6 protein-coding genes and 1 pseudogene are annotated in these 9,108 nt (G+C 64.5%); 1 reads left to right on the forward strand and 6 read right to left on the reverse strand.

The features are described from left to right. The coding region (locus tag B7X30_RS13575) for a queuosine precursor transporter (protein WP_286731216.1) at nt 1-228 on the reverse strand (228 nt) is incomplete at its 3' end. A 280-nt stretch (nt 229-508) separates the two neighbouring features. Here B7X30_RS13575 and B7X30_RS13580 point away from each other — a divergent pair. After that, nucleotides 509-3,264 (forward strand): annotated as a pseudogene (locus B7X30_RS13580) (valine--tRNA ligase). Nucleotides 3,265-3,499: 235 nt separating this feature from the next. On the opposite strand, the gene B7X30_RS13585 reads toward B7X30_RS13580, so the two are convergent. The 5 genes from B7X30_RS13585 to B7X30_RS13605 form a co-directional block, all read right to left on the reverse strand. Further along, the gene (locus B7X30_RS13585) at nt 3,500-3,832 is read right to left on the reverse strand and encodes an integration host factor subunit beta (RefSeq protein WP_276727184.1); all 333 of its coding nucleotides are present in this window, start codon (nt 3,830-3,832) and stop codon (nt 3,500-3,502) included. A gap of 147 nt (nt 3,833-3,979) precedes the next feature. Further along, a complete protein-coding gene (gene rpsA, locus B7X30_RS13590) occupies nt 3,980-5,683 on the reverse strand; it encodes a 30S ribosomal protein S1 (protein WP_013106245.1) in 1,704 nt (567 codons plus the stop codon). Between the two features lie 74 nt (nt 5,684-5,757). Continuing rightward, entirely contained in the window at nt 5,758-7,737 is a 1,980-nt protein-coding gene (locus tag B7X30_RS13595) for a bifunctional 3-phosphoshikimate 1-carboxyvinyltransferase/cytidylate kinase (RefSeq protein WP_286731219.1), read from the reverse strand. Continuing rightward, nucleotides 7,724-8,638, reverse strand: a complete 915-nt coding sequence (locus B7X30_RS13600) for a prephenate dehydrogenase (RefSeq protein WP_286731220.1) — start codon at nt 8,636-8,638, stop codon at nt 7,724-7,726. Before B7X30_RS13600 ends, B7X30_RS13595 begins: the two co-directional genes overlap by 14 nt. A 4-nt stretch (nt 8,639-8,642) precedes the next feature. After that, the coding region (locus B7X30_RS13605; protein WP_286731222.1) for an aminotransferase class I/II-fold pyridoxal phosphate-dependent enzyme at nt 8,643-9,108 on the reverse strand (466 nt) is incomplete at its 5' end.

Consider the following 9,108-nt stretch of genomic DNA (forward strand, 5'->3'; position numbering starts at 1 on the left):
GCGCACCACGCGCCGCGCCGGGCCCGCCCCGAGCAGCCGGGCGGTGAGATCGGTCGCGACGTAAACCAGCGGGAAGCTGAACGCCGCCCAGGTGGTGTGTAAGCCGAACAGGGTGATGGGCAGTTGCACCAGATAGTTGCTGGCGATGATGATGGCGATATGCAGCGCGGCCAGAGCGGCCACGACGGCGCGCTGGCGAGCAGCGCTCAAGTCGAGCGTGAACAGCATGAGAGACCTTTTTCGTTGATCGGCGGGTAAGGGAACCGCCGGGGCCGGATGCGCCAAATGAAGCTTGCGTGCGTCGCGGCCGGGGTTGGGAAAGTCGCGCATTTTATGCGCCGCCGCGGCCCTGCGCAGGAAAACCGAACCCGCTCCCGATAAAATCGCGGCCTGCTGCCGTGATTGCTGCCCCCTCGCACCTTTGCACGGCGACCTACCCCGTTTGATGCCAGCACGCCGGGCCTGCTCAGCAGTCCGATGCATGGCCCGCTTTTTCCCCGCCAGCCCCATGACCGAACTCGCCAAATCGTTTGAGCCCCACAACATCGAAGCCCGCTGGACTCAGCGCTGGGAGGAACTGGGCGTGTTCGCCCCCACGCTGGACGCCGCCAAACCGTCGTTCTGCGTGCAACTGCCGCCGCCCAACGTCACGGGCACGCTGCACATGGGCCATATGCGGGCATTGCTACGCAGATCGTGGTGGAGCGGCAATTGCAGGCGGCAGGCCAGAGCCGCCACGATCTGGGACGCGCCAAATTCGTCGAAAAAGTGTGGGAATGGAAGCAGCAGTCGGGCAACACCATCACCGGCCAGATGCGCCGCATGGGCGACTCGGTGAGCTGGGAGCACGAGTACTTCACCATGGACGAAAAGCTGTCCAAGGCCGTGGTGGAGACTTTTGTGCAGCTTTACGAACAAGGCTTGATCTATCGCGGCAAGCGGCTGGTGAACTGGGACCCGGTGCTCAAGAGCGCGGTGAGCGATCTGGAGGTGGAAAGCCAGGAGCACGACGGCTTCATGTGGCACATCCTCTACCCGTTCAGCGACGGGCCGATCGACGGCGTGCGCGGCATGCACATCGCCACCACCCGGCCCGAAACCATGATGGCCGACGGCGCGCTGGCGGTGCATCCAGAAGATGAACGCTACGCCAAGTTCATCGGCAAGTATGTCGATCTGCCGCTCTGCGACCGCAAGATTCCCATCATCGCCGATGGCTTCGTCGAGCGCGATTTCGGCTCGGGCTGCGTGAAAATCACCGGCGCGCACGACTTCAACGACTACGCCTGCGCGCTGCGCCACGACATTCCGCTGATCACCATCTTCACCGACGACGCCCGCATCAACGAAAACGGCCCTGCCGCGTATCAGGGGCTCGACCGCTACGCCGCGCGCAAGGCGCTGCTCAAAGACCTGGAAGCGCAGGGCTTTCTCGAAAAAGCGGTGCCGCACAAAAACATGGTGCCTGTTTGTGCGCGCACCGGCCAGATCGTCGAGCCCATGCTCACCGACCAATGGTTCGTCGCCACCACCAAGCCCGGCCCGGACGGCAAGAGCATCGCGCAAAAGGCCATCGACGCGGTGGCCGACGGCGAGGTGAAGTTCGTCCCGGAAAACTGGGTGAACACCTACAACCAGTGGATGGCCAATATTCAGGACTGGTGCATTTCGCGCCAGCTCTGGTGGGGCCACCAGATTCCCGCGTGGTACGGCGAGAACGGCGAGATTTTTGTGGCCCGCAGCGAAGCCGAGGCGCGCGACAAGGCGTCCGCCGCGGGCTACAACCGCTCGCTCACCCGCGACCCGGACGTGCTCGACACCTGGTATTCCTCCGCGCTGGTGCCCTTCTCCACCCTGGGCTGGCCCGAGCCGACGAAGGAGATGGACCTGTTCCTGCCCTCCTCGGTGCTGGTCACAGGCTTTGACATCATTTTCTTCTGGGTCGCCCGGATGATCATGATGACCACGCACTTCACCGGCAAGGTGCCGTTCAAGCACGTTTACATCCACGGCCTGGTGCTGGACGCGCACGGCAAGAAAATGAGCAAGAGCGAGGGCAATGTGCTCGACCCGGTCGATCTGATCGACGGCATCGAACTCGCCCCCCTGCTCGACAAGCGCACCACTGGCCTGCGCAAACCCGAAACCGCACCCGCAGTGCGCAAGGCCACCGAGAAAGAATTCCCGGGCGGCATTCCCGCCTACGGCGCCGACGCCCTGCGCTTCACCTTTGCCTCGATGGCCACGCTGGGGCGCAATATCAACTTCGACACCAAGCGCTGCGAGGGCTACCGCAATTTCTGCAACAAGCTGTGGAACGCCACGCGCTTTGTGCTGATGCAGGTCGATGGACTCGAAGCCTTCGACCGTGGCATGGATCAATGTGGCGGCGACTGCGGCCCCGAAGGCTATATGCATTTCAGCGCCGCCGACCGCTGGATCGCCTCGCAACTGCAGCGCACCGAACAGCAGGTGGCGCAGGGCTTTGCCGACTACCGGCTCGACTTTGCCGCCCAGGCCATCTACCAATTCGTCTGGGATGAGTATTGCGACTGGTATCTGGAAATCGCCAAGACCCAGATCGCCCACGGCACGCCGCAGCAACAGCGCGCCGCCCGCCGCACCCTGGTGCGCACGCTGGAGGCCGTGCTGCGTCTGGCCCACCCCATCATGCCCTTCATCACCGAAGAACTCTGGCAGACCGTCGCGCCGCTGGCCGGGCGCAGCGGCGCCAGCCTGGCCGTGGCGCCCTATCCGCTGGCGCAACCCGAAAAGATCGACGCTGCTGCCGAAGCGGAAATCGCCGCCTTCAAGCAACTGGTCGACGCCTGCCGCAATCTACGCGGCGAACTGGGCGTTTCACCGGCGCAGCGTCTGCCGCTGCTGGCCTGCGGCGACGTGAGCTTGATCGAGCGCCACCGCTCCGCCCTGCAAGCCCTGGCCAAAGTGTCGGAGGTCAAGGTGTTCGCCGACGAGACCGCTTGGAAAGCCGCCACGCAATCCGCGCCTACCACCGCGCTGGGCGCCACGCAGTTCGCCCTGTTCGTCGAGGTGGACGCCGCAGCGGAGCACGCGCGTCTGGGCAAGGAGGCGCAGCGTCTGCAAGCCGAAATCGCCAAGGCACAAGGCAAGCTCTCCAACGCCAGTTTCGTCGACCGCGCTCCGGCAGCCGTGGTGGCGCAGGAGCAGGAACGTCTAAGCGATTTCCAGGCGCTGCTGCTCAAGGTGAAAGAGCAGATCGCGCGTTTGCCGACTGCCCCATAAAAAAGTCCCGTGCCCTTCGCAGGGCACGGGACTAGGAGTCTGTCGGGCTTGGGGCGCGGATGGCGAAAAATGGCGGTGTGGATGCCCTGTGGCGGCGGATTTGCCGCTCCATAGCCGTCGCTATGGAGCAAAAAGCCGCTGGCGCAGGGCGCCGCAGCGCCATTTTGCAGCCCGCGATCCTCAAGTCCGACAGACTCCTGGGGTTCAGCCGCCAGAATCGACCGCTAAAGCACGCTCAATCGACCACGTTCTCGGGCTGATTTCGCCCATCCACCTTGCGCTCTTCGGTCTGGTAATCCACCAGTTCACGCAGAGTCTTGCCCGGCTTGAAATGCGGGATGCGCTTCTCGGGCACGGCCACCTGCTCACCCGAGCGTGGATTGCGCCCGATGCGGGCCGAACGATGGCTGACGCTGAAGCTGCCGAAGCCCCGGATTTCGACACGATGCCCGTCATCGAGGGCCTGCGCCAACGCGTCGAGAATGGTCTTCACAGACAGTTCAGCGTCGCGGTGGGTCAGTTGAGGAAACTGAGCGGCCAGGATTTCAACGAGATCAGAGCGAGTCATAAGGGGTACAGGTGAAAACGGCGGCCCCGGTGAACACCGTAGGCCGCCGCACATCAGGACCGCGTTGGGTTTGCGCCAAGTTCGACGCTACCCAACACAGCAGCCCGCACGGGCGAGTCGATCAATGCAAACGAGCAACGCAACTGATCAGGAGCCTTTGTCCATCTTGGCGCGCAGCAGCGCACCGAGGTTGGTGGTACCGGCTTCGCGGGTGTCGCCCGCCAGACGGTCCATGGCTTCCTGCTGTTCGGCGGCGTCTTTCGCCTTGACCGACAACTGGATGTTGCGGGTCTTGCGGTCGATGTTGACGACGACCGCAGAGACTTGATCGCCTTCCTTGAGCACGTTGCGGGCGTCTTCGACGCGCTCGCGCGAGATCTCGGAAGCACGCAAATAGCCTTCGATGTCGCTGCCCAGATCGATGGTGGCGCCCTTGGGATCCACCGCTTTCACGGTGCCTTCGACGATCTTGCCCTTGTCATTCAGCGCGGCAAACGACATGAACGGATCGTCGAGCATCTGCTTGATACCCAGCGAAATGCGCTCGCGCTCGATGTCGATGGCCAGCACCACGGCTTCGACGTCCTGGCCCTTCTTGTAGTTGCGCACTTCAGACTCGCCGGTGTCGTTCCAGGACAGGTCGGACAGGTGGATGAGGCCGTCGATGCCACCGGGCAGGCCGATGAACACGCCGAAATCGGTGATCGACTTGACCGGGCCGGCAACTTTGTCGCCGCGCTTGTGGTTGGCGGCGAATTCGTCCCAGGGGTTGGCGCGGCACTGCTTCATGCCCAGGCTGATACGGCGACGGTCTTCGTCGATTTCCAGCACTTGCACTTCGACCTCGTCGCCCAGTTGCACCACTTTGCTCGGAGCGACGTTTTTGTTGGTCCAGTCCATTTCGGAGACGTGCACCAGGCCTTCGATGCCCGGCTCGATCTCGACGAACGCGCCGTACTCGGCGATGTTGGTGATCTTGCCGAACAGACGGGTGCCCGCGGGGTAACGGCGCGAAACGCCATGCCACGGGTCGTCGCCCATCTGCTTGAGGCCCAGGGAAACGCGGCCCTTCTCGGCGTCGAACTTGAGCACTTTGGCCGTGACTTCCTGACCGGGGGTGACCACTTCGCTGGGGTGACGCACACGACGCCAGGCCAGATCGGTGATGTGCAGCAGGCCGTCGATGCCGCCGAGGTCGACGAAGGCGCCGTAGTCGGTGATGTTCTTGACCACGCCGGTGACCAGCGAGCCTTCTTGCAGGGTTTCGAGCAGCTTGGCGCGTTCTTCGCCTTGGCTGGCTTCGACCACGGCGCGGCGCGACAGCACCACGTTGTTGCGTTTGCGGTCGAGCTTGATGACCTTGAACTCCATGGTCTTGTTCTCGTACGGCGTGGTGTCCTTCACCGGCCGCGTGTCGAGCAGCGAGCCGGGCAGGAAGGCGCGAATGCCGTTGACCATGACGGTCAGGCCGCCCTTGACCTTGCCGGTCGTGGTGCCTTCGACGAATTCGCCGGTTTCCAGTGCCTTCTCCAGCGACAGCCAGGAGGCCAGGCGCTTGGCCTTGTCGCGCGACAGCACGGTGTCGCCGCGGCCGTTTTCCAGCGCGTCGATGGCAACCGAGACGAAATCGCCAACGTGAACGTCGGCTTCACCCTGATCGTTGTGGAACTCTTCGATAGGGATGTAGGCGTCGGACTTCAGCCCGGCGTTGACCACGACAAAGTTCTGATCGACCGCAACGACTTCGGCGGTAATGACTTCGCCGGTGCGCATGTCGCGTGATTGCAGGGATTCTTCAAACAGTGCGGCAAACGACTCGGTGGAAGCAGCACTTGGGGAGACAGAGGACATTGAGTTAAGACCTTCAAACCACGAAAGACCGTGGGGTTGGAGAGATAAAAAACTGAGACGCGCAGGGCGCGCGTTCAGACGGATTGACGCCACAAAGCCAACACAGCTTCAACCGTTTGCTCAAGGCTCAGATCGGTGCTGTCCAGCAGTTGGGCGTCTGGCGCGGGCTTCAGCGCAGCCACGTCACGCTGGGTATCGCGTGCGTCGCGCAGCTCAAGCTCCGCAAAAACGTCGGCAAGTATAGCGGGAATCCCTTGTGAAATCAATTGCTTATACCGGCGCTCGGCGCGACTGTGGGCACTGGCGGTGAGGAAGACCTTGAGGGGCGCGTCTGGAAAGACGACAGTGCCCATGTCTCGACCATCGGCCACGAGCCCCGGCGCGCGCCGAAAGCTGCGCTGCAAGGCAAACAAGGCTTCGCGCACGGAGGGAATGGCGGCGATGGTCGAAGCGGCTTGCCCCACGGCTTCAGTGCGAAGTTGTGCCGCGTCGAAAACTTGTCCGTTCAGAACGATGCCGCCCGCAGTAAAGGTCACGGGCAGATCGGCCGCGAGCCGGGCCAGCGCGTCGCTGTCGTCCAGCGGCACGCCCTGCTGCAATGCCTGCCAGGCGGTGAGGCGGTAGAGCACGCCCGAGTCGAGGCAATCGAAGCCCAGCGCCTCGGCCACGGCAGTGGCGATACTGCCTTTGCCGGAGGCGGTGGGGCCGTCGATGGCGATGACCGGCACGGGCCGGGCGATGCGGGCAAAGTCGTCGAAATAGCCGGGGTAGGTCTTGGCCACACAGCCCGGATCGAGAATACGGATGTCGGCATGGCCGAAGCTGGCGAGCGAAAAACACATGGCCATGCGGTGATCGTCGTAAGTGGCGATGGCCGCACTGCGCCACTGCGCTGCGGACAAGGGATGCACACGCAGCCAGTCGGGGCCGGATTCGACCTTCGCCCCGAGCTTGGTCAACTCGGTGGCCATGGCGTGGATGCGGTCGGTTTCTTTCACGCGCCAACTGCCGATGGCGGTCAGCGTGGTGGGCGCGTCGGCGAACAGCGCGGTCATCGCCAGGGTCATGGCGGCGTCGGGAATGGCCAGACAGTCGATGTCGCCACCGCGCAGCGCGGTCAATCCGGCTTGCAGGCCGTCGGTTTCGATAAAGTCGTCGCCCCAGCGCACCTGGGCGCCGAGGTCTTCGAGCACGCGCGCAAACGCCACGTCGCCCTGAATGCTGTCGCGCCCCACGCCTTCCACCCGCACCGGCGCGCCCTTGCCGTGCCATTGCCCCAGCACGCCCGCCGCCAGAAAGTAGGAGGCCGACGAAGCATCACCCTCCACGGCGATGCGGCCAGGGCTGCGCAAGCGACTGCCCGCAGGGATGACAAACCGCTCCCACCCGGTGCGCTGCACCTGCACGCCAAAGCGCCGCAGCAAGTTGAGGGTGATCTCGATATAGGGTTTGGAAATCAGCTCGCCCTGCACCGCAATGGCGATGTCGTGATCGCTCGCCTTGAGCGGCAGCGCCAGCAGCAGGGCGGTGAGAAACTGGCTGGAGACATCGCCGCGCACGGCCACGTCGCCATTCAGGCGGAAATGGCTGGCCCCGATGTGCAGCGGCGGATAGCCTTCCTGCCCGGTGTAGCGGATGTCGCAACCGAACTGCCGCAGCGCATCGACCAGATCGCCGATCGGGCGCTCATGCATGCGGGGCACACCGTGCAGCGCATAGTCGCCCCCCAGCAGCGCCAGCGCGGCGGTCAGCGGCCGGATCGCGGTGCCCGCGTTGCCCATGAACAGATCGGCCTGCGCTGCCGGAAAGCGTCCCGCCCCGCCCTGCACATGAGCCGTCTCGCTCTCGCGCCGCACGGTAATGCCCAGCGCTTGCAGCGCAGCGAGCATCACGCGGGTGTCGTCGGAATCGAGCAGGCCGGTGATCTCGGTCTGGCCCTCTGCCAGCGCCGCAAGCAGCAGGACGCGATTGGAAATGCTCTTGGAACCGGGCAGCTTCACCCGTCCGCCCGCGCCGATGAGCGGCGGCAGATCGCGCACCTCAGACTTCATCATCGGACGACGCCGGAGCGTCCCAGCCCTGCCGCACCTGGCTGGCGCGGCGAATCAGCGCCTCGACCGCGCTCCAGTTGCCCTGCTGAATCTGCGCTTCAAAACCCGCCAGCGCCTGTTTGTAGAGTTGCAGTTGCCGCAGCACTTCGTCGCGATTGGCCTGCAGCACGTCGCGCCACATGTGCGGATCGCCCCCAGCGATGCGGCTGAAGTCGCGAAACCCCGGCCCGGCCAGTTGCAAAAAGGCGCTGCCCTGCGGCTGGCTGGAGAGCGCATACACATAGCTGAACGCCAGCAGATGCGGCAGGTGGCTGACGGCAGCAAAGGCCGCATCGTGTTCTTCGGGCGACATCACCGAAACCACCCCGCCGATCGACTCCCACGCCTGGGTGGCGATGTCCACAAAGCTGTCGCTGTTGGCCGCAAGCGGCGTGATGACCACGCGCTTGCCGTCGAACAAACCGGCTTCGGCATGCAGCACCCCGCTCTTTTCCTTACCCGCTATGGGATGGCAGGGCACGAACTGGCCTTGCCGCGCGCCGAGTTGCGACTGCGCCGCCGCCACCACATTGCCCTTGGTGCTGCCGACGTCCATCACCAGGGCGTGGGGCTCCAGCCCGTGCCGCAACTGCTTGAGCAGATCGCCGGTGGACACCACCGGCACGGCCAGCAGCACGAGATCGGCGCCATGCACCGCACGCAGCGCCGAATCGGCCTCCTCGTCGATGATGCCGCGTTCCAGCGCGGTGCGGGTGGTCGTGGGCGACTTGCTGTAGCCCACGACGCGCCGCGCCAGCTTGGCTCGACGCGCAGCCAAGGCAAAAGAGCCGCCGAGCAGACCGACCCCGAGAATGGCCAGACGCTCGAACTGCACAGAGGCTTCGTCGCCGATCACAGTGTCCATGGCCTCAGCTTGCGGCATAGTGGTCGCGCAGTGCGGCGATGCAGGTAGCGTTTTCCGCCTCGGTACCCACCGAAATGCGCAGCCATTGGGGCAGTCCGTAGTTGTCCACCGGACGGGCGATCACGCCGCGCTGCAACAGCGCCAGATTCAATCGCGCGCCAGCCTTTGCGTCATCGCCCACCTTCACCAGAATGAAGTTGCCTTGCGAGGGGATGTAGCGCAGCCCCAGCTCATCAAATGCCGCAGCCAACTGCGCCTGACCGGCGCGGTTGACCGCATAGGCCTGATCGATGAAGGCCAGATCGTCCAGCGCGGCAAGCGCCGCGGCCTGACCCAGCGTGCTGGTGTTGAAGGCCGAGCGCACCCGGTTTAGCACATCGGTCAGCGCCGGCTGCGACACGCCGTAGCCCATGCGCAGGCCCGCCAGGCCGTAAGCCTTGGAAAAGGTGCGCGAAACAATCAGATTGGGA

The organism is Thiomonas sp. 13-64-67 (assembly GCF_002282795.1).
Taxonomy (GTDB): Bacteria; Pseudomonadota; Gammaproteobacteria; order Burkholderiales; family Burkholderiaceae_C; genus Thiomonas; species Thiomonas arsenitoxydans.